The 20,389-nt window shown below is 31.9% G+C and carries 19 protein-coding genes; 11 read left to right on the forward strand and 8 right to left on the reverse strand.

Features of this window, described 5'->3' with window-relative positions; genetic code table 11:
* Window positions 1-5: 5 nt before the first annotated feature.
* The 5 genes from AC3IPI_RS09355 (at window position 6) to AC3IPI_RS09375 (ending at window position 5,594) form a co-directional block, all read left to right on the forward strand.
* Window positions 6-560 (forward strand): serine O-acetyltransferase, encoded by a 555-nt coding sequence (locus AC3IPI_RS09355; protein WP_489158631.1) that lies wholly within the window; start codon window positions 6-8, stop codon window positions 558-560.
* Window positions 560-1,678, forward strand: coding sequence for a glycosyltransferase (locus AC3IPI_RS09360; RefSeq protein WP_489158633.1), 1,119 nt, complete (start codon window positions 560-562; stop codon window positions 1,676-1,678). Before AC3IPI_RS09355 ends, AC3IPI_RS09360 begins: the two co-directional genes overlap by 1 nt.
* Entirely contained in the window at window positions 1,675-2,745 is a 1,071-nt protein-coding gene (locus AC3IPI_RS09365) for a glycosyltransferase (RefSeq protein WP_489158635.1), read from the forward strand. The genes AC3IPI_RS09360 and AC3IPI_RS09365 overlap by 4 nt, the downstream gene beginning before the upstream one ends.
* A 5-nt stretch (window positions 2,746-2,750) precedes the next feature.
* Entirely contained in the window at window positions 2,751-4,118 is a 1,368-nt protein-coding gene (locus AC3IPI_RS09370; protein WP_489158637.1) for an O-antigen ligase family protein, read from the forward strand.
* Between the two features lie 81 nt (window positions 4,119-4,199).
* Window positions 4,200-5,594 (forward strand): exopolysaccharide biosynthesis polyprenyl glycosylphosphotransferase, encoded by a 1,395-nt coding sequence (locus AC3IPI_RS09375; RefSeq protein WP_489158639.1) that lies wholly within the window; start codon window positions 4,200-4,202, stop codon window positions 5,592-5,594.
* Here the strand turns inward: AC3IPI_RS09375 and AC3IPI_RS09380 are convergent, their stop codons facing one another.
* Window positions 5,595-6,734, reverse strand: coding sequence for a lipoprotein N-acyltransferase Lnb domain-containing protein (locus tag AC3IPI_RS09380; protein WP_489158641.1), 1,140 nt, complete (start codon window positions 6,732-6,734; stop codon window positions 5,595-5,597).
* A 48-nt stretch (window positions 6,735-6,782) separates the two neighbouring features.
* The gene (locus tag AC3IPI_RS09385; protein ID WP_489158643.1) at window positions 6,783-7,853 is read right to left on the reverse strand and encodes a putative type IX sorting system protein PorV2; all 1,071 of its coding nucleotides are present in this window, start codon (window positions 7,851-7,853) and stop codon (window positions 6,783-6,785) included.
* Window positions 7,854-8,042: 189 nt separating this feature from the next.
* On the opposite strand from AC3IPI_RS09385, the gene AC3IPI_RS09390 reads away from it, so the two are divergent.
* Together AC3IPI_RS09390 and AC3IPI_RS09395 are read left to right on the forward strand one after the other, a co-directional pair.
* Window positions 8,043-8,759, forward strand: a complete 717-nt coding sequence (locus tag AC3IPI_RS09390) for a CDP-alcohol phosphatidyltransferase family protein (RefSeq protein WP_489158645.1) — start codon at window positions 8,043-8,045, stop codon at window positions 8,757-8,759.
* Between the two features lie 12 nt (window positions 8,760-8,771).
* Window positions 8,772-9,629 (forward strand): glycoside hydrolase family 25 protein, encoded by an 858-nt coding sequence (locus AC3IPI_RS09395; RefSeq protein ID WP_323489769.1) that lies wholly within the window; start codon window positions 8,772-8,774, stop codon window positions 9,627-9,629.
* Window positions 9,630-9,735: 106 nt separating this feature from the next.
* On the opposite strand, the gene lptB is transcribed toward AC3IPI_RS09395, so the two are convergent.
* The 4 genes from lptB to AC3IPI_RS09415 form a co-directional block, all read right to left on the reverse strand.
* Window positions 9,736-10,476 carry an LPS export ABC transporter ATP-binding protein gene (gene lptB, locus AC3IPI_RS09400; protein WP_039111666.1) on the reverse strand — a complete coding sequence of 247 codons (741 nt, stop codon included), beginning with the start codon at window positions 10,474-10,476 and terminating at the stop codon, window positions 9,736-9,738.
* 88 nt (window positions 10,477-10,564) lie between these two features.
* On the reverse strand, window positions 10,565-10,918 hold the full coding sequence (locus tag AC3IPI_RS09405) for a carboxymuconolactone decarboxylase family protein (RefSeq protein ID WP_039111665.1): 354 nt from the start codon (window positions 10,916-10,918) through the stop codon (window positions 10,565-10,567).
* Window positions 10,911-11,732, reverse strand: a complete 822-nt coding sequence (gene tatC / locus AC3IPI_RS09410; RefSeq protein WP_323489768.1) for a twin-arginine translocase subunit TatC — start codon at window positions 11,730-11,732, stop codon at window positions 10,911-10,913. The genes AC3IPI_RS09405 and tatC overlap by 8 nt, the downstream gene beginning before the upstream one ends.
* Window positions 11,732-12,697, reverse strand: a complete 966-nt coding sequence (locus tag AC3IPI_RS09415) for a KpsF/GutQ family sugar-phosphate isomerase (RefSeq protein WP_489158649.1) — start codon at window positions 12,695-12,697, stop codon at window positions 11,732-11,734. Before AC3IPI_RS09415 ends, tatC begins: the two co-directional genes overlap by 1 nt.
* A gap of 84 nt (window positions 12,698-12,781) precedes the next feature.
* On the opposite strand from AC3IPI_RS09415, the gene recQ reads away from it, so the two are divergent.
* On the forward strand, window positions 12,782-14,977 hold the full coding sequence (gene recQ, locus AC3IPI_RS09420) for a DNA helicase RecQ (protein WP_489158651.1): 2,196 nt from the start codon (window positions 12,782-12,784) through the stop codon (window positions 14,975-14,977).
* Between the two features lie 205 nt (window positions 14,978-15,182).
* Here the strand turns inward: recQ and AC3IPI_RS09425 are convergent, their stop codons facing one another.
* Window positions 15,183-15,425, reverse strand: a complete 243-nt coding sequence (locus AC3IPI_RS09425) for a hypothetical protein (protein WP_086894452.1) — start codon at window positions 15,423-15,425, stop codon at window positions 15,183-15,185.
* A gap of 301 nt (window positions 15,426-15,726) precedes the next feature.
* On the opposite strand from AC3IPI_RS09425, the gene AC3IPI_RS09430 reads away from it, so the two are divergent.
* The 3 genes from AC3IPI_RS09430 to AC3IPI_RS09440 all read left to right on the forward strand — a co-directional run bounded on the left by AC3IPI_RS09430 (window position 15,727) and on the right by AC3IPI_RS09440 (window position 19,230).
* On the forward strand, window positions 15,727-17,286 hold the full coding sequence (locus AC3IPI_RS09430; protein WP_039111661.1) for an NAD(P)/FAD-dependent oxidoreductase: 1,560 nt from the start codon (window positions 15,727-15,729) through the stop codon (window positions 17,284-17,286).
* A gap of 120 nt (window positions 17,287-17,406) precedes the next feature.
* Complete coding sequence (locus tag AC3IPI_RS09435; RefSeq protein ID WP_489158653.1) at window positions 17,407-18,108, forward strand: SMI1/KNR4 family protein; 702 nt, start codon at window positions 17,407-17,409, stop codon at window positions 18,106-18,108.
* Window positions 18,109-18,147: 39 nt separating this feature from the next.
* Window positions 18,148-19,230 (forward strand): DUF6630 family protein, encoded by a 1,083-nt coding sequence (locus tag AC3IPI_RS09440; RefSeq protein ID WP_489158655.1) that lies wholly within the window; start codon window positions 18,148-18,150, stop codon window positions 19,228-19,230.
* Window positions 19,231-19,394: 164 nt separating this feature from the next.
* Here the strand turns inward: AC3IPI_RS09440 and AC3IPI_RS09445 are convergent, their stop codons facing one another.
* Window positions 19,395-20,354, reverse strand: a complete 960-nt coding sequence (locus AC3IPI_RS09445; RefSeq protein WP_489158657.1) for a quinone oxidoreductase family protein — start codon at window positions 20,352-20,354, stop codon at window positions 19,395-19,397.
* Window positions 20,355-20,389: the final 35 nt, after the last annotated feature.

Consider the following 20,389-nt stretch of genomic DNA (forward strand, 5'->3'; position numbering starts at 1 on the left):
TTCCAATGAATTTATTTCAACTCATAAAATCAGATTACAAGAAATATCAAAAATACGGAGGTAATTTTTTTGGTATCGTATTTTTTACGCAAGGTTTTTGGGCAACTTTTCAATATAGGGTAGCACATTATATTCATATCAGAATTAAATGGAAAATTTTCAGGTTTCCTTTATTATTTCTAGCTTTATTATGGCAAAAATGGATTGAAATAATCACAGGGATTTCAATCCCATATTCAGCAAAAATTGGACATTCCTTTTATGTAGGACATTTTGGAGGAATAATTGTAAATTCAAATAGTATAATTGGTAATAATTGTAACATATCACAAGGAGTCACCATCGGCGTTTCTGGTATTGATGAAAAAAGAGGGACACCTGTTTTAGGAGATGAGGTATATATAGGTGCTAATGCAATTATTGCAGGTAAAATTAATATAGGAAATAAGGTTTTAATTGGAGCCTGCTCAATGGTAAATGATTCTTTTCCTGATAATGTAGTTGTCTCAGGAGTGCCAGCAGTAATAATCTCTGATAGAGGCTCAGAAGGATATATTTAATGAAATTACTAATTGTTTCAAATGCACCATTGATTTATAAGGATAAGTACAGTTATGCTTATGGACCTTATGTAAACGAATTAATTATTTTGAGAAAATTTAGTGATGAACTATTTTTTTGTTGTCCTGTATGGGAAAATGACCGTGGGCTTTTAATATCAAAAATCCCATTTGATTTTACTAAGAATTTTGAATTAATTGATTCAAATTTAAATACTCTTAAAAATGCTTTTCTGTCTGTTTTTTATAATATTTATAATGTGATTGTTTTGTTTAAAGCAATGAAGACAGCTGATCATATTCACTTGCGTTGTCCAGGTAACATTGGTTTATTAGGCTGTCTGGTTCAGATATTTTTTCCGAATAAACAGAAAACAGCAAAATATGCAGGTAATTGGGATCATCAAGCAAAGCAACCATTAAGTTATAAATTACAAAAATGGATTTTAAGTAATACATTTTTAACTAGAAACATGCAGGTTCTAGTTTATGGAGAATGGGAGAAGAGTACTAAAAATATAAAACACTTTTTTACTGCCACATATGCTGAAAGTGAGAAGCTGGATTTTAAAGCATTAGTGACGAAAAAACAAATGAATTTCGTTTTTGTAGGTACTTTAGTTTCGGGAAAAAATCCTTTATATGCGATTCAATTAATAGAAAGTTTGTATAAAAAAGGTTATGATGTATCATTAAATTTATACGGAGAAGGTGTTGGGCGTATAGTTCTGGAAAAATATATTTCAGAAAATGATTTGAAAAATTATATTTTTTTGCATGGAAATCAAAACCAGGAAATAATTAAAAAAGCATATCTGAATAGTGGATTCGTAATTTTACCATCTAAAAGTGAAGGATGGCCAAAAGCTATTGCTGAGGGAATGTTTTGGGGGTGTATTCCAGTAGCAACATCTGTTTCATGTGTTCCTTTTATGTTGGATTATGGCAATCGAGGAGTTTTGCTTAAAATGAGTTTATTAGATGATTTACGTCAGTTAGAAATAATCTTGAAAGACAAAAAATGTTTGGCTGATAAAAGTATGAAAGCATCTGAATGGTCACAGAAATTTACAACAGATGTCTTTGAAGTTGAAATTAAAAAATTACTGCAATCATGAGAGTTTTGCAAATGATAGATTCGCTTGAGGCTGGAGGTGCAGAACGAATGACAGTAAATTTTGCAAACGCCCTTAGTCAAACAATCGAATTTTCTGGATTGGTTGTAACACGTAAAGAAGGTGCTCTCAAAGAACAGATTGATTCTAAAGTTTCCTATTTGTTTTTAAACAAAAAGACAGCTATTGATTTTCAAGCTATTTTCAAGCTAAGAAATTATACTGTAAAAAATAAGATAACGATTATTCATGCACATAGTTCTTCTTTCTTTTTGGCTGTCCTATTAAAATTTACTTTACCGAAAATTAAAGTAATTTGCCATGATCACTATGGGAAAAGAATACATGAATCAAAAGTTAAAAATAGTATTTTAGTCTTTTCTTCAATTTTCTTCTCATCGATTCTTACTGTTAATCCTCTATTGGAGAAATGGAATAAAAAAAATATGTTATGTTCAAAAGTGTTTTTTATTCCAAATTTTGCAATATTGATAGAAAAGACACAAAGTTCTACTTTTTTAAGAGGTACTAAGGATAAAAGAATTGTGTTTCTCGCAAACCTGAAAAATCCCAAAAATCATCTGATGATAGTAAAAGCTTTTGAAAATTTAAAATTAAGTGATTTAGAATGGAGTTTACATCTAATAGGAAAGGATTATTTTGATGAGTATTCAGATTTGATTAAGGTATTCATAAAAGAAAATCACTTAGAGGATAATATTTATTTGTATAATTCAAGAAATGACATAGCGCACATTTTATCTCAAGCTACAATAGGAGTTTTAGCTTCTACAGATGAAGGTTTTCCTGTAACATTATTAGAATATGGACTTGCAGCTTTACCAGTAGTTTCAACAAACGTTGGTTATTGCTCTTCGGTTATTAAAGATAATAACACGGGTTTATTGTTTAATCCTTTGAAAATGTCAGATTTTGAAAATCAGATTATTAAATTAATTTCAAATATTGAATTGAGAAACGAATTAGGAATGTCTTTGAATAAAGTTGTTTCAGAAAATTATGTAAAGGATGTTGTTATACAGAAACTAATTTTAGCTTATAAAGCATAATAACCATGAAAACAAAATATTTGTCTTATACTTACTTAGTTTTAATGCATCTGGTAATTGCATTGGTTGTTTTTTTGATGCCTTTTTTGTCTAAGATTTATGCGCTTATTATTCCAATTGTTGGATTGCTTTTTGTTCTGAAAACAAAAAACAGAAATAATGAAGTACTCTTAGTTGCTGCATATATGGTTGGTGTTGAGGTCTTTTTAAGAATGACAGGAGGAAATCTAAATAATGAATATATTAAACTGAGTGTCATCTTTTTTATATTTATAGGAATGCTGTATAGTAGTTTTTCTACTAATGCATTAGTATATGGTCTTTTTATATTATTGCTGGTTCCTGGTGTTTTAGTAACCTCGATTTCAGATGATTTTTCGACAGATATAAAAAAAGTTTTGGTTTTTAATTTATCAGGAGCCTTATGTTTGGGGATTTGTGCTATATATACTTTTAATCGAAAAATCTCTTTTCCTGAGTTGCAAAATATTGTTTTAGCAATGGGATTGCCAATACTAACAACAACCGCATATTTGTTTTTATATAATCCTAGTGTACAGAGTGTTGTTACAGGTACGCAATCTAATTTTGAAACTTCCGGAGGATTTGGGCCTAATCAGGTTTCTACAGTTTTAGGATTAGGGATGTTTGTGTTTTTTACGCAATTGATTCTTTTTTCCAAATCAAAAAAACTACTGATTCTAAACGGAATACTGTTATTAGTTATTAGTTATAGAGCCATAGTAACTTTTTCGAGAGGAGGAGTTATAACAGGAGTGGTTATGATTGCTTTATTATTATTAGTGTTGTATTGCTATTCTAGTGCCAAAGTAAAAGGAAAACTGGCTTTGGTGTTTATCATTACAATTGTTATGGGTTTAGGAATTTGGACATATAGCTCTGTACAGACTTCAGGATTAATTGGTAAACGTTATGCTAATCAAGATGCAGCGGGAAGAATAAAAAAAGATAGATTAGGAGGGAGAGAAGCTATTATAGATATCGAACTTAAAGTTTTTTTTGATAATCCAATATTAGGAATTGGGGCTGGGGCTGGTAAAGAGTATAGGAAAAAGGTTTTTGGAGTAGAGGTAGCTTCACATAACGAAATTACACGTATGTTGAGCGAACATGGTATCTTTGGTGTGTCAGGACTTTTGATACTTTTTATAATGCCTTTTGTATTGTACTATACGAATCGTGGACATTTCTATTTTCTGTCATTTTATGCTTTTTGGCTCCTTACCATAAATCATGCTGCTATGCGAACAGCTGCTCCCGCTTTTGTATATGCACTAACTTTGATTAACATAATTAAAGTTAAATCAGGTAATAATACAAATGAAAATACTATTGATATTAATAATGATTGATTACTAATTTTATGATACATTTGCTTCCATAATTTTAAATTTCCCCAAATTTAATTATGCAACTTAACCACTATAACCAAAATGCCACAAAAAAATAAGATTCATTTTGAAATATCAGAACGTAAAGTCATTCTTAGGTTTTTTGATTCTTTTTTTATCTTAGCTACATTATATTTATTAAGCCAGATATTTGATTATCGTTATTTTAATATTACAAGTACTAATTATTATGGAGTATTAGTATTGGTGATATATTTTAACCTTTTTGGATCTATTTTTGAAATGTATAACCTGCAAGTAGCCAGTAATCAATTTCAAATTATTAAAAGTACAGTTATTGCAGTTTCGACAACAGTTTTAGTGTATTTGTTAACTCCAATTTTATCACCAGAATTACCTAAACAGAGAATTTCAATAGTTATATTTTATTTTGCGGTACTTTTTGCCATTCTATTTTGGCGCTTATTTTATGTTTATTTTCTCGCGTCACATCGTTTTTTTCAAAATGTAGTTTTAATCTGTGATCAAGATCAAGTAGAAGAATTAGTCTTAGGATTGGAAAATGTTGACCCACATTATAAAATCATTGGTTTTGTAAATTCAGATTCTTTAAATAATAGTTCTTCAGAATACCATTATGCAAAAGAGATTAAAAAAGATGAGTTAGAAGAATTTGTAAAAAATAATAATGTATCCGAGATTGTTATAGCTTCCCAAAAGACAGATGGGATTACTGCCGATTTATACCAGCAATTATTACATTTACTAGAGTCTGGTAAAATAATTAGAGAATATACTCAAGTATACGAGAGCAAAACACAACGTATTCCTGTACAATATATAGCAAGGGATTTTTATCGTTTTTTTCCTTTTAGTCGTAGTAATAGTAACAAGTTATATTTGTTGGTAGTACGTTTTTTTGAATTCGTTTTTTCTTTGTTCGGATTATTAATTGGCATTATTTTAATACCATTTATAGTTATAGGAAATTGTATCGGTAATCGAGGCAGTCTTTTCTATACCCAGGACAGAATAGGAAAAGATGGAGCGGTTTTTAAAATATATAAATTCCGTACAATGGTAAAAAACTCTGAATCTAAAGGAGTTGCTTTTGCTGCTGCAAATGATGTACGGGTTACACCTTTTGGGAAGATGATGCGTAAATCCAGAATAGATGAATTACCGCAATTTATTAACGTTATAAAAGGTGATATGGCTGTTATTGGTCCTAGACCAGAGCGTCCTTTCTTTGTAAAAGAAATTGCTCAGGTTATGCCATTTTATGAAACAAGACACATTATTAAGCCAGGACTTACTGGTTGGGCACAAGTAAATTATTCTTACGGAGAATCGATAGAAGAAAGTTTAATAAAACTACAATATGACTTGTATTACATAAAACACAGAAGTATTTTTCTGGATCTAAGTATTACTTTTAAAACCATTACTACAGTTTTATTTTATAGAGGACAATAATTATATAATAATAGGAATTGGTTTTTTATTCTTAATTGCCACACGCACAAGCACAACTCCACTAGTTATAATTAGAGGTAAAACAATCAGGAATGAAGCCTTATTAATCATAAACAATCCATATACAATTAGTAAAACGATATGGATAAGTGATAATCTATAAGTCCATTTTTTGTTTTTCATAAGATTAAAAATCAAAAGAATAAGTAAAAAAGGGCTAAACAACAAAATGTTATAGTTGAATTCTAGTTCCTTGTGTAAGGAATAAAAGCCTATAAAAACAAAAAATAACCCCAACAACCCCATTATTAAAAGATAGGCTTTATCAATACTCCTTTTACTTATAAAGATGATAAATGCCAGTATAATAATGTAAGTATACCAGTTGTTCCACCAAGAATGAGTTGGTTCTTTATCAAAAGATAGAATTGTTTTATTCTCTTTTACTAAAGGATGATTTTGAAAAGTTGTTTTGTCCAGACTATTTTTTAATTCAAAAGGCAAGAATATTTTTGTTCCAAGTTCATCTACTTTCTTTCCAAAAATAATACTGATACCTAGTTTTTCATAAAAGTGTCCGTCAAAATAAGGGTATAGTATAGTTCTGTATGTTTTATCAGTATCTCCTTTTTTTGTAATTACAGTACCGTTTAAAGATTTATTGATGATATCAACAACCATAGAAGTACAATTTTTGTCAATAAATTTATAGGTGTAAAATCTATCTTCAGAAAGTAGCGTTGTGTTTAAATTATCAAATAGTTTTTGTTTAAGATTATCAGAAATATTTAATTCTTGTTCGTAAACACTACGTTTTGTATAGTTGTATTCATTAATAAAATCGAGATAGGAATTTGCTGTAGCGTAATATTGTAAGTCACCTTTTGTGAATTTAGCAACAAAATTAGGAGTTCTGAAATCGAAAGTACCATAATTATATACTATATCAAGAGCGTTAATAGAATCCTTTATTCTAATAGCTGTGTGGCCAAAAAGAGAATAAGGTTCATTTCCGGTTCCGCAAGTTAATACGCTAACTTTAGAATCTTTGGATAATAAAATGCTTTGCCCAAAACTGTTGTTGATAAACACAAAAAACAATAGTAAAAAGAATATTTTTTTTGATGAATATGTTTTCATAGATATTTTTTTAAATGAATTATCAATGTTTCTTTGGGATGTAATTATTTATTTTCTAAAGAGACCTAAGTCTACTTTAAGAGAGAAAATATTAGAATATAAAGCAACGCTTTGATTTCCTAAATCTGTTAAAGCATAATCAACCTGGATACCTTTATATTTAAAACCGAGACCGATATTAGGTTGAAAACCTACTTTCTCAGAATTATCTAATTGTGTTACGTTCTGAAAATTTCCAACTCCAGCTCTCAAGAAAACTAAATCGGTATATCCAAACTCTAATCCTAATGCAGGATCAATACTTACCACATTACTAGAGATTATATCTTTCGTTCTTTCAAAACGCATATTCATATTTGTAGCTACTAAAACACTATAATCATATCTGATTATAAATTTTTTCGCAATACCTAATTGCGCTTTTGGCAATGTAATTTCTGTGCTTTCGGGTAACTCCTGATTTTCTCCCGGAATGGCATCAGAGATTTTTTTGTATTCCTTCTCATCTATATTCCAAACATTATAAGTGGTTGTAATATCACGCACCATCAAACCAAAACGCCAGTCATTTTTCTCAAATTGTAATCCTAAATCAAATCCAAAGCCCCAAGAATTAGCAAATTTACCAATAATACGTCGGATGACTTTGGCATTAACACCATATTGAAATCCAGGAACGGGTAATTTTCTAGCATATGAAAACGTAAAACCATAATCAGCAGTCGAGAAAAGACTGATTCGATTATAATCAATATTTCCTTGATTGTCTATTAATTCTGTAGTATCTAAAATGTCATCTACTCCAAAACGAATTAATGAAATTCCCCAAGCACTTCGGTCATCTATCGGACTTGCGTAGCCAATATAATCATATTGTGCGATATTGGCAAAATAATTAGCATGCATCAAAGCAACTTGATGGTCTTGAAGATTGGTTAAACCTGCTGGATTCCAGTAAACTGAGTTTACATCTGTCGTAGATGCAACCACTGCACTCGACATGGCAAGAGCTGCAGCATCGACACCAATGTTCATAAACTCGTTAGAGTATTTACGAACCGTTTGGCTGTAATTTGCCGTTTGAACACAAAATAGTAAAAACAATAAAATTTTCTTCAAGAGCTAATTTTTATAAACCGAAGTCTGTTTAATTTTTACCAAAAATATAATTTTTTACTGAGCTTATTTATTCCTTTTTGTAAATAATGCTAAAGTCTAACTTTTGTGTAAAAAACTCTAATAAAAACGTACATTCCATTCAGTTATTATAGTAAATTTGTTGCTTATCATACTTAAATTTTATTTGCAATGAATATTAAAAAACATGTACCTAATGCTATTACATTAATCAATCTTTTTTGTGGATGCATAGCTGTTGTTTTTGTTTCTAAATTAGATTATGAAATGGCTTTCTATTTTGTTTGTTTAGGAATCTTTTTTGATTTTTTCGATGGTTTTTTTGCTCGATTATTTAAAGTATCCAGTCCATTAGGTTTACAGTTAGATTCATTGGCAGATATGGTAACTAGTGGTGTAGTACCAGGTTATGTAATGTATAGCTTATTTGTTAGTAGCTCAAATGCTCACAATATTATTGGTTCTGAGTTTACTCCGTTTTTAGGATTCATTGTAACTCTAGGTTCTTGTTATCGTTTAGCAAATTTTAATATAGATACGCGCCAGACAGATTCATTTATTGGATTACCAACGCCTGCAAACGCACTGTTTATTTTGAGTTTACCCTTGGTTTTAAAATATTCAGATTCGTTGGTGATACTTGAAATCTTAACAAATCAATGGATTTTGTTAGTGATAGCATTATTTAGTGCTTATATTCTAAATGCCGAAATTCCTTTATTTTCATTAAAATTTAAAAAATTCAATTTAAAGGATAACGGACTACAAGTTGGTTTTTTATCATTGTCGGTTTTGTTATTGGTCTTCTTCCAATATCTAGGGATTCCATTGGTAATCATTACTTATATAATATTGTCAGTTATAAACAATAAGTTTCTGAAAAAGTAGTTTTTTTATTGAATGAAAAGAAAAGTTACCAAAAGAAAGCAGACCTCAAATCGGAAATCTAAATCAACCAGTTCTATAGGGAAGTTTTTTCGTTTCATTGTTTTTTCGGCTTTTATTGCTCTTTTTCTAGGAGTCGTTTATCATTACCGAAATGGTTTAGCGTATTACTTTAGTTTTAAAACAGATAAAGTTTCAGAAAAAGAAGCCGAAGATAAACGTCTTTCGGATGTTAGGAATTACCAGGTTTTGGCTAATCACCAAGGAATGGCAATTGGTTTGGATGTATCCGAATTTCAAGGAAAAATTCGTTGGAGTAAAGTAGATAGTCTGGAGCAGAAATTCCCAATTTCATTTGTTTTTATACGTGCTACAGCTGGAAATGATCGTGTTGATAATCAATTTTTGAATAATTGGCTAGGGGCCAAAGAGCAAAAGATTATCCGTGGAGCATACCATTATTATCGTCCGAACGAAAACTCGATAGAGCAAGCCAATCTTTTTATTAAAACGGTTAAATTACATAAAGGTGATTTACCTCCTGTTCTGGATATTGAAAAATTACCTAAAAACCAGTCTTTAGATAGTTTGAAAAAAGGATTAAAAAGATGGTTGAATAAAGTGGAAGAACACTATAAAGTACGACCAATTATATATAGCGGAGAAAGATATTATGATGATTTCCTGAAAGAAGAATTTAGTGATTATCTTTTTTGGATAGCCAATTATAATTTTTATCGAGAAAAGATTGAGGATGATTGGTTGTTTTGGCAATTTACAGAGAAAGCAACAATGCCAGGAATAAAGCATACTGTCGATGTGAATATTTATAACGGCGATTTACAGCAATTACAATTTATAACAGTCGATTAAGTTTATAGTCGCAGTTTACAGTCTTAGTAAAAAAAAATCGCAGTACTCGGTTTTTTGGAACTGAATACTGCGATTGAATACTTAAAGCCGTGACTGAATACTCTTTTTAGAATTCCAGTTTCTTTTTACGAAGTTCAAAATTCTGACCTAGATATACACGACGCACCATTTCGTCTTCTACCAATTCTTCAGGTACGCCAGCTTTTAGGATTCCTCCTTCAAACATAAGATACGTTTTATCAGTAATAGCAAGAGTTTCTTGTACGTTATGGTCGGTGATTAAAATTCCGATATTTTTATTTTTTAATTGCGCTACGATTCGTTGGATGTCTTCTACTGCAACAGGGTCAACTCCTGCAAAAGGTTCATCTAGTAAGATAAACTTAGGATCGGTAGCAAGAGCACGTGCAATTTCGGTACGACGGCGCTCACCTCCCGAAAGTAAATCTCCTCGGTTGGTACGAATATGCTCCAAGCTAAATTCTTCGATTAAACTTTCCATTTTAGCTTCCTGCTCCGCTTTAGATAAAGTGGTTAGTTGTAGTACACTTAAGATATTGTCTTCGATGCTTAGTTTTCTAAAAACAGATGCTTCTTGAGCTAAATATCCAATTCCGTGTTGAGCTCTTTTGTACATAGGGAAATCGGTAATATTTAAATCATCAAGATAAATATTGCCCGAATTTGGTTTTACCAATCCTACAATCATGTAAAATGAAGTGGTTTTACCTGCTCCATTTGGACCTAAAAGACCAACTATTTCTCCTTGGTTTACCTCAACAGAAATACCTTTTACTACACTACGGCCTTTGTAGGTTTTGATTAAATTATCGGCTCTTAATTTCATTTTTTAAGTTTAATCGTTTAAACGTTCGAATCGTTTATTCGGTACAAATTAACGAATAAACGATTCAACAAATAAACCTATTTAACAATTATTTAGTTTCAGTTTCTTCTAAAGCTTCCCAAAATTCATATGCTCTGCGCAAATGAGGAACTACGATTGTACCGCCAACTAAGGTTGCAATTCCCATTGCTTCCATCATTTCTTCTTTGGTAACCCCTTCTTTAAAAGAAGTTTCAAGATGGTATTTTACGCAATCATCACAACGTAAAACTGCCGAGGCAACTAAGCCTAAAAGCTCTTTTGTTTTTACATCAAGAGCACCTGCTGCATAAGCATTGGTATCCAGGTTAAAAATTCGCTTTACAATTTTGTTGTTATCTGCTAATAACTTTTCGTTCATTTTAGAACGATAGTCGTTAAATTCTTGTATGATATCAGACATTTAATTCTTTGTTTTGTTTTTTATATACAAGTACCGAAATAAAGATACTCAACTCATAAATCAGTAACATTGGTATTGCTACAATTGTTTGACTCACAACATCAGGAGGAGTTACAATTGCCGCTACGATTAGGATTATAATTACAGCATATTTCCAGTATTTTCGTAAAAAACGTGGAGTTACTAATCCTAATTTGGTAAGGAAATAAATAACGATTGGTAGTTCAAAGAATAGTCCGCCAGCCAAAATACTAGTTTTTACCATTCCCATATAAGACTCTAGAGTAAATTGATTTTTTACAATATCACTTACTGTAAAAGTAGCTACGAAGTTTACAGACATGGGGATTACTACAAAGTACCCGAATGTTACTCCTAAGAAGAAAAGTAAAGAGGAAACAAAGATGAATACTTTAGCATTTTTACGTTCTTTTACATATAATGCAGGGCTAATAAATTTCCATATTTCCCATAAAATATAAGGAAAACTCAAGATGAATCCGGCTAAGATACACATCCACACAAAAACATTTACCTGTCCTTCCATTTGTGTATTCTGGATGATAAATGGCATCTCGGTAATACAGATGTTTTCGGCAAAACCTAATTTATGAGATAATTCACAAAAAAACTGATACGTAAAAAAAGTTGGTCTTGTAGGACCAAAAATGATTACATCAAACAGGTAATCACTTATAAAGTAGGTTAAAAAAGCCATTATGATTATGGCAGTTGTACTTCTTACTAATAACCATCTTAGTTCTTCAAGATGATCTAAAAACGACATTTCGCCTAGGTTCTTTTTATTTGCCATTATACGATTCCTTCTTTTAAAATGTCATGTAAATGTAATACCCCTTTATATTCTCCATTGTCGGAAACAATTAATTGGGTAATCGAAAAGTCTTCTAATATATTCAAAGCATCTACAGCCATTGTGTCTGATGATACCATTTTTGGATTTTTAGTCATAATGTCTATTGCGGTTAAATCGGCAAAAGTATCTCTGTCGTTTAGCATTCGTCGGATATCTCCATCAGTGATAATTCCGATAATTTTATCATTTTCTACAACAGCAGTTACACCTAGTCGTTTTTCTGATATTTCAAATATAACTTTTTTGATTGAAGAATCTGGGCTAACAGTTGGTTTTAACGAATGTTCAATCATGTCTTTCACACGAAGTAAAAGTTTTTTTCCTAATGCACCTCCAGGATGATATACAGCAAAATCTTCAGGTTTAAAATCGCGCATTTCCATTAAACAAACCGCAAGAGCGTCTCCCATTACAAGTTGTGCCGTAGTGCTGTTGGTTGGTGCCAGGTTTATTGGGCAAGCTTCCATGTCAACAGTTGTATTTAAAACATGATCACTGCCTTTGGCTAAGAATGAAGTCATGTTTCCTGTAATAGCAATTAATGTATTGCCAAAACGTTTTAATAATGGAACTAAAACTTTGATTTCAGGGCTGTTGCCGCTTTTTGAAATGCAAATAATAACATCTTCGTTTTGAATCATTCCTAAATCTCCATGAATTGCTTCAGATGCATGAAGGAATAATGAAGGTGTTCCTGTAGAGTTGAAAGTTGCAACCATTTTTTGCGCAATAATTGCACTTTTTCCTATTCCTGTGACTACTAATCGACCTTTCGATTCGTATATCTGTTGAACAGCTAGAGTGAAATTTTCATCTAAAAAATTAATTAATTTTGCAACTGCTTCGCTTTCAGAGAGTATCGTTTTTTTAGCGATAGCTAATATATTTTCTTTTGTTATCAAAACAGGATAGTTAAAATTTGTATGTGTAAAAGAAAGTTGTATCTTTATTGATGCAAATTTATACAAAATACCATAAAATAAAGAATGAATTCAAACGAAATTGAAATACATAAAGAATTAAAGAAGTATTTCGGCTTTAGCCAATTTAAGGGATTGCAAGAGGAGGTTATAAAAAGTATACTCGATAAAAAAAATACTTTTGTAATAATGCCCACCGGTGGAGGGAAATCACTCTGTTACCAATTACCCGCTTTAATTCAGGAAGGAACAGCGATAGTTGTATCTCCTTTGATTGCTTTGATGAAAAACCAGGTAGACGCCATTCGGAGTCTCTCCTCAGAAAACGGAATTGCTCACGTTCTGAATTCTTCACTTACCAAAACAGAAATTGCTCAAGTAAAAAAAGACATTACTTCTGGTTTGACAAAATTATTATATGTTGCTCCCGAATCGTTAACCAAAGATGAATATGTTCAGTTTCTTCAAAATGTAACCATTTCATTTGTCGCTATCGACGAAGCGCATTGCATTTCAGAGTGGGGACATGATTTTAGACCTGAATACAGAAATCTAAAACATATTATTAAACAGTTGGGCGATGTGCCAATTATTGGTCTTACCGCAACTGCTACTCCAAAGGTTCAAGAAGATATCTTAAAAAATCTTGACATGTCTGACGCTAATACTTTCAAGGCGTCGTTTAACAGACCAAATTTATATTACGAAGTTCGTACAAAAACAAAAAATATAGAATCGGATATTATTCGTTTCATAAAACAACATAAAGGGAAATCTGGAATTATATATTGTTTAAGCCGTAAAAAAGTAGAAGCAATAGCTGAGGTTTTACAAGTAAACGGTATTAGCGCTGTTCCTTATCATGCAGGATTGGATGCGAAAACGCGAGCAAAACATCAGGATATGTTCTTGATGGAAGATGTAGATGTTGTTGTAGCTACTATTGCTTTTGGGATGGGAATAGATAAACCCGATGTTCGATTTGTAATACATCATGATATTCCAAAATCACTCGAGAGTTATTACCAAGAAACGGGTCGTGCAGGACGTGATGGCGGCGAAGGACACTGTTTAGCTTATTACTCTTATAAAGATGTAGAGAAATTAGAGAAATTTATGTCTGGTAAACCAGTTGCAGAGCAAGAAATTGGTTTTGCTTTATTGCAGGAAGTTGTGGCTTACGCCGAAACATCAATGTCACGTAGAAAGTTCTTGCTTCATTATTTCGGAGAAGAATTCGACAGCGAAACTGGAGAAGGTGCCGATATGGATGATAACGTTCGTAATCCGAAAACCAAAATTGAAGCCAAAGATCAAGTGGTGAAATTATTGGAAATTGTACGGGATACAAAACATATTTACAAATCCAAAGAAATTGTATTTACATTAATAGGTCGCGTAAATGCAGTTATTAAAGCACATAGAACCGATTCGCAATCGTTCTTCGGGTCAGGTTCAGACCATGACGAGAAATACTGGATGGCATTACTTCGCCAAGTATTAGTTGCGGGTTACTTATCAAAAGATATTGAAACTTACGGAGTCATAAAAATTACCAAAGCAGGATTGGACTTTATTAAAAAGCCAGTTTCGTTTATGATGTCTGAAGATCATGAATATAATGAAACTGAAGATGAAGCTATAGTAACAGCATCAAAATCTGGCGGTACAGCCGATGAAGTTTTGATGGGAATGTTGCGAGAACTGCGAAAAAAGGTTGCTAAGAAATTAGGCGTTCCTCCATTTGTAGTTTTTCAGGATCCTTCATTAGAGGATATGGCTTTAAAATACCCAATTTCTATTGCTGAGTTGTATAATATACATGGAGTAGGAGAAGGAAAAGCAAAAAAATACGGAGGAGATTTTGTTGCCTTAATAAATAGGTATGTTGAGGAAAACGATATTATTCGTCCAGACGATTTAGTTGTAAAATCTACAGGGGTTAACTCTGTAAATAAATTATATATCATCCAGAATATTGATCGTAAATTGTCTCTTAATGATATTGCTTCTGCAAAAGGACTTTCGATGGATGCTTTGATTAAAGAAATGGAGCAAATTGTATATTCGGGAACAAAGCTTAATATAAACTATTGGGTAGATGATATGCTTGATGAAGATCAGCAAGAAGAGATCCATGAATACTTTATGGAGTCAGAATCTGATAAAATAGAAGATGCTCTAAAAGAATTCGATGGCGAATATGATATCGATGAGTTACGCTTAATGCGAATAAAATTTATTAGCGAAGTAGCGAACTAACGTTAAGATTAAATTCCAAAAATTAAATTCCAAATTCCAAAAAAGGAGAATAAATTCCGATTTCAGGAAGTGATAAATATTTAAATTCCAAATTCTAAGTACTAGCGATAGTTTGGAGTTTGGAATTTTTTATTTAAGATTATTCAAATTAATTGGAATTTCCTCCTTAATTGATTGGAATTTGGAATTTAAAAAAAATGGAATTTTACTCTTCCGGATACACTTCCCCGCGGTGCGGTTTTAAAGCGTCGCGAACCTGAATCATGTTTTCATCGGTTACAACCATATAAGCAATAGCATACATATCGTTTAGGACTGTAAATCCAGTTATATTTAAAGGAAGCTTTTCGATAGCAATAAATTCTTTTAAATGAATTTCATGATGTTCTGCGGTTTTTGCTGAAGCTGGGCCACGGAAATCCCATATTAATTTTATTTTTCTTGACATTATTTATAGGTACAAAGTTTCAGTGAGGCAAAGGTACAAAGTCTTTCTTATGAAGATTAAAAAACTTATTGTAGAATTAACCGCAAAGTGCGCAAAGATCTAATTTTATTTTATGTATAGAAAACACAAAGTTCGCAAAGCTTTGTGTTGATCTAGCTTTGCGAACTTTGTGTTTTTGTAAAAGCATAACTTTAAAAAAAACTTAGCGCACTTTGCGGTTAATTATATAAAGTCAGTTCAAAATGTTATTTTTGCACGTTCTTTTCATAAATAGAAAAGCTAATTGAATAAATAAAACAAAATGCCAAGAGAACTTTTACTTCAAGTATCACCCGAAATAGCAGCAAATGAGTTATTGCTAAAAGAACATTTGTCGAAACAAATAAAAGTTTCACCAAATGAAATTCAGCATATATCTATTTTAAAACGCTCCATTGATGCACGCCAAAAAGCGATAAAAATCAACTTGAAGGTGAATATTTATTTGCAAAATGAAGTTTTTCAGCCAACTAAAATTGAGCTTCCAGAATATAAAAACGTATCTGGAGCACAAGAAGTAATTGTTGTTGGAGCTGGTCCAGCAGGACTTTTTGCAGCTTTACAGTTAATAGAGTTAGGTTTAAAACCAATAGTCCTCGAGAGAGGAAAAGATGTAAGAGGTCGCCGACGAGATTTAAAAGCGATAAATACAGAACATTTCGTAAACGAAGATTCTAATTATTGTTTTGGAGAAGGCGGAGCAGGAACTTATTCTGACGGAAAATTATATACACGATCTAAAAAACGTGGGGATGTAACCAGAATTCTCGAACTATTGGTTGCTTTTGGAGCTTCAGATGATATTTTGATAGAAGCGCATCCTCATATCGGGACTAATAAATTACCAAAGATTATTCAGGATATTCGAGAAAAAATTATTGAATGCGGGGGACAGGTTTTGTTTGAAACCCGAGTAACTGATATTCTTGTAAAAAATAATGAAGTTGAAGGAATTGTAACTCAAAAAGGAGATACAATTAATGCTAATAAATTAATATTGGCAACGGGACATTCAGCTCGTGATATCTTTGAATTATTAGATAGAAAGAAAATTTTTATCGAAGCCAAGCCTTTTGCCTTGGGCGTAAGAGCCGAACATCCACAATCTTTAATAGATAGTATTCAATATAGTTGTGATTATCGTGGGGAGCATTTGCCTCCAGCGCCATATTCTATAGTGAAACAAGTAGGAGGAAGAGGAATGTATTCTTTTTGTATGTGTCCTGGTGGTGTAATTGCGCCATGTGCAACAAGTCCTGGCGAAGTAGTTACTAATGGTTGGTCTCCATCTAAAAGAGATCAGGCTACAGCCAATTCTGGAATAGTAATCGAATTAAAATTAGAAGATTTTAAACCGTTTGCTAAATTCGGAGCTTTGGCTGGAATGGAATTTCAGAAAAGTATCGAACAAAAAGCATGGCATTTGGCAGGAGAAACTCAAAAAGTTCCAGCACAACGAATGGTAGATTTTACTCAAAATAAAGTTTCATCGGATATTCCTAAAACATCTTATGTTCCCGGAACGACTTCGGTAGAAATGGGACAGGTATTTCCTGGTTTCTTATCTCAAATATTACGTGAAGGTTTTTCGGAATTTGGAAAATCAATGCGTGGGTATTTGACCAATGAAGCTATTCTTCATGCACCAGAAAGTAGAACATCATCGCCAGTTCGTATCCCTAGAAATGCAGATACGTATGAGCATTTGCAAATAAAAGGATTGTATCCTTGCGGAGAAGGAGCAGGTTATGCTGGTGGAATTATATCTGCGGCTATAGATGGAGAAAAATGCGCCTTGATGATTGCAGAAGCTTTAAAATAATCTGCTAAATTATTTAGTTTGGAGTAAAAATAATATTATTTTAGTTGCTTTAAGAGATTGGTTACAATTCTAAAATTTAGAATGTGATTAAATCTTAATGAACTTTTTTAAATATATTTTATGCCATTATTAGATATTGAAACTAAAAACGGATTTACATATCCAATTATTTATAAGGAATTCTTTCTAGACGGAATGCTTAATGTTGGAGAATATGGACCTGATTGGTACACTACAGTTTATCCTAAATTAAAAGAAAACCCTACATTGCTTTTACATTCTTATGATTTTGAATTGCTTAATCTTAAGGGTGTAAATGAAGCAATAGACGAACTTTCGGATCCTGAAGGTTACCGTGAAATAAAAGAAGAATTAAAATTTATACCATTCGGGCAAAGCGGAGCTGGAGATCATTATTGTTTTTTTGTAAGTGAAGAAAATAATGGAGAGAATCCTATAGTTTTTGTTTGGCATGATATGAATGAAGTAAATTATCTAGCGAAGAATATGCAGGATTTTGTTTTTAGAATGCTGTTAACTGATATGTCTGATCAAGATGTTTACAATGATGTAAGTGACGAAGAATTTAAGGATAATCTAGAGAGGGTTCTTAAAACTCATAAAAAATATCTAACAGATAAACAAAATGATGTTTTGCAAACGGTGTTTAATAGGGAAATCATAGATTATGAAATTCTATTGCCTAAAATGAAAGAAGCAAAGCGAGGGTTGCTAACTGATGTTGAGTTAAAAAAGACATTAACAGAAGTTATCCCATTTGATAAAATGGATTCTAGTTTTGAATATTCAAGCGAATCATAATTATACGAGTCTAATAAAATAAATCACTAAATAAACTCTATGAAAGATTTTTTTTCTAATTTCTTTGGACGAAATAATGATCCAAAATCAATTGTTTCTTTTGATGTTATATATTCAATTTACTCTTATTTGTATAATGAGGTAAGTAGTGTTGATTTTAAAATGAAAGGAGTTCATGATACTGTTTCTGTAAATTTTTATTCATTTCCAAGTTCATTAAATCATGAGGAGGGAAGAAAAGAGATTGAGGGAAACGGATTCAAGAATGCGTACGAGGTTTTAAACGAATTGTATAAAAAGATTGATATCGGAGTACTTTCTGAAGAGGTTATACAAACAGAATTAGAATACGATTATGTTCATATTCAGTTTTATTCTGAGCCAACTCCAGAATCAAAAAAACATCTAAAACATGTCTTGCATAATTTTGTCATTTTCTTTTGTTGTACGAATAGTTTAGAAACAAATGATTTTAGGATTCTGTACAATAACAGTTATTTTTTTGATTATGTAAAAGGGATTTTAGATACCGAATATATCGACATCAATAATCCTAAAAATGAAATTCAGAAAATAGGATTCAAAGAATTTGAAAGGGTTTTACAAGGAATTTGTGAGTATATGGAAATCGAAATACCATCAACAGTCATTCTTCCTTCTGCTGAAAGTTTACTGGCAGATGAAGTTTCGATAGCACATTTTAAAGAATTTTTGCAATTAATTTCGAGAGGAGATATTGAAGAAGAATTGCTGGAAGAGCAATCACAGATTCTTTATGATAATTTTGGAAAAAATGAGGGAGATGAAGATTATGATTATGAATTTGATTTTTTCGACGGAATAAATACATGGCATAGCGACTGGAAATTTGATCCTGAGGATGCAGAGTATTTTATATCTGAAATGATTGATCAGGAGTTTAATTTTGAATATCCAGAAGAAACATATAGTCATGACTTGTTTCCGTATATTCAGACTGCATTAGGAAAACTAGATCTGGAATTAATGAGTTATGATACAATGGGAGATAGTTATTTGTTTTTTGTAGCAAATAAAAATGATGTAAACAGAATATTAGAATTAGCAGAAATAACCGAAATAGGAATTGATAAGTTGATATAAAAGAAAACCTTTTATTATAACTACTATTTGGTTACAAGCATTATAAATAAATTTAAACACGAATTTCACAAATTACCACAAATTTTTATAGCGAAACTAACCCAACTATGAATTAGTGGTAATTTGTGAAATTCGTGTTTGTTTTTTTTACTTATAGACTATTTTTAAGGAATCAAAATTATTTTCCCTGTGCTTTTTCGACTTTCTAAGTAATCGTGAGCTTGTTTTCCTTCTGATAGTTTAAAAGAAGTAGGTGTTGCAAGTGAAACTTTCCCTTCGATAATCCATGTGAATAACTGATTAGCTCTTTTTATTCTTTCTTCCCTGGTTGTTAAGTAACTCCATAAATCTCCACCAGTTAATGTTTTGGAAGTATCCATGAGCATTCTTGGGTCAACTAAAGCAGGATCTCCGCCCGCCATTCCGAAAAACACAACCTGTCCACAATCTTTGGTTACTTCGAAGCTATCATTTAAGGTGCTACCAATACTATCATAAACGACATCGGCACCGTTTGGAACTACTTTAAAAACTTCAGCCTTCCAATTGTCATTGTATAAGAATACATGGTCGGCTCCTTGCTCGATAGCGATTTTTGCTTTGTCGGAAGAGGAGGTTAAGCCAATTACGGTTGCGCCTAGAAGTTTGCTTATTTGTGTAAGGAATTGTCCAACACCTCCAGCAACAGCATGAATAATAACTGTTTCTCCTTTTAGTGTTTTGTGACTATCGGTGGCGAGGTAATGGGCTGTTAATCCTTGTAATAAAATCGAAGCTCCAGTTTCAAAATCGATTGCTTCTGGTAACGGAATTACATGATTTATATTAACGGCAACGAGTTCGGCATTTGCAAAAGGAACATCGGCAAATGCAACTCTGTCTCCAATTTTAAACTCTGAGTGGTTATTTGTGTTTACTACGATTCCTGAACCTTCATAACCAGCGATAAAAGGCGGATTTCCTTTAAGATGATAGTTTCCTTTTCGGCGATATACGTCGGCGAAATTTAATCCGATGGCTTTCATTTCGACCAAGATTTCGTCGGATTTTAATTGTGGATTTGGAATGTCGATGTATTCAAGTACATCTGAGTTTCCAAAAGTAGAAAAAGTTAATGCTTTCATTTTGTCTAATTATAACAGTGAAATATTTATAAAGG

It is taken from the genome of Flavobacterium sp. GL_143, assembly GCF_057834355.1.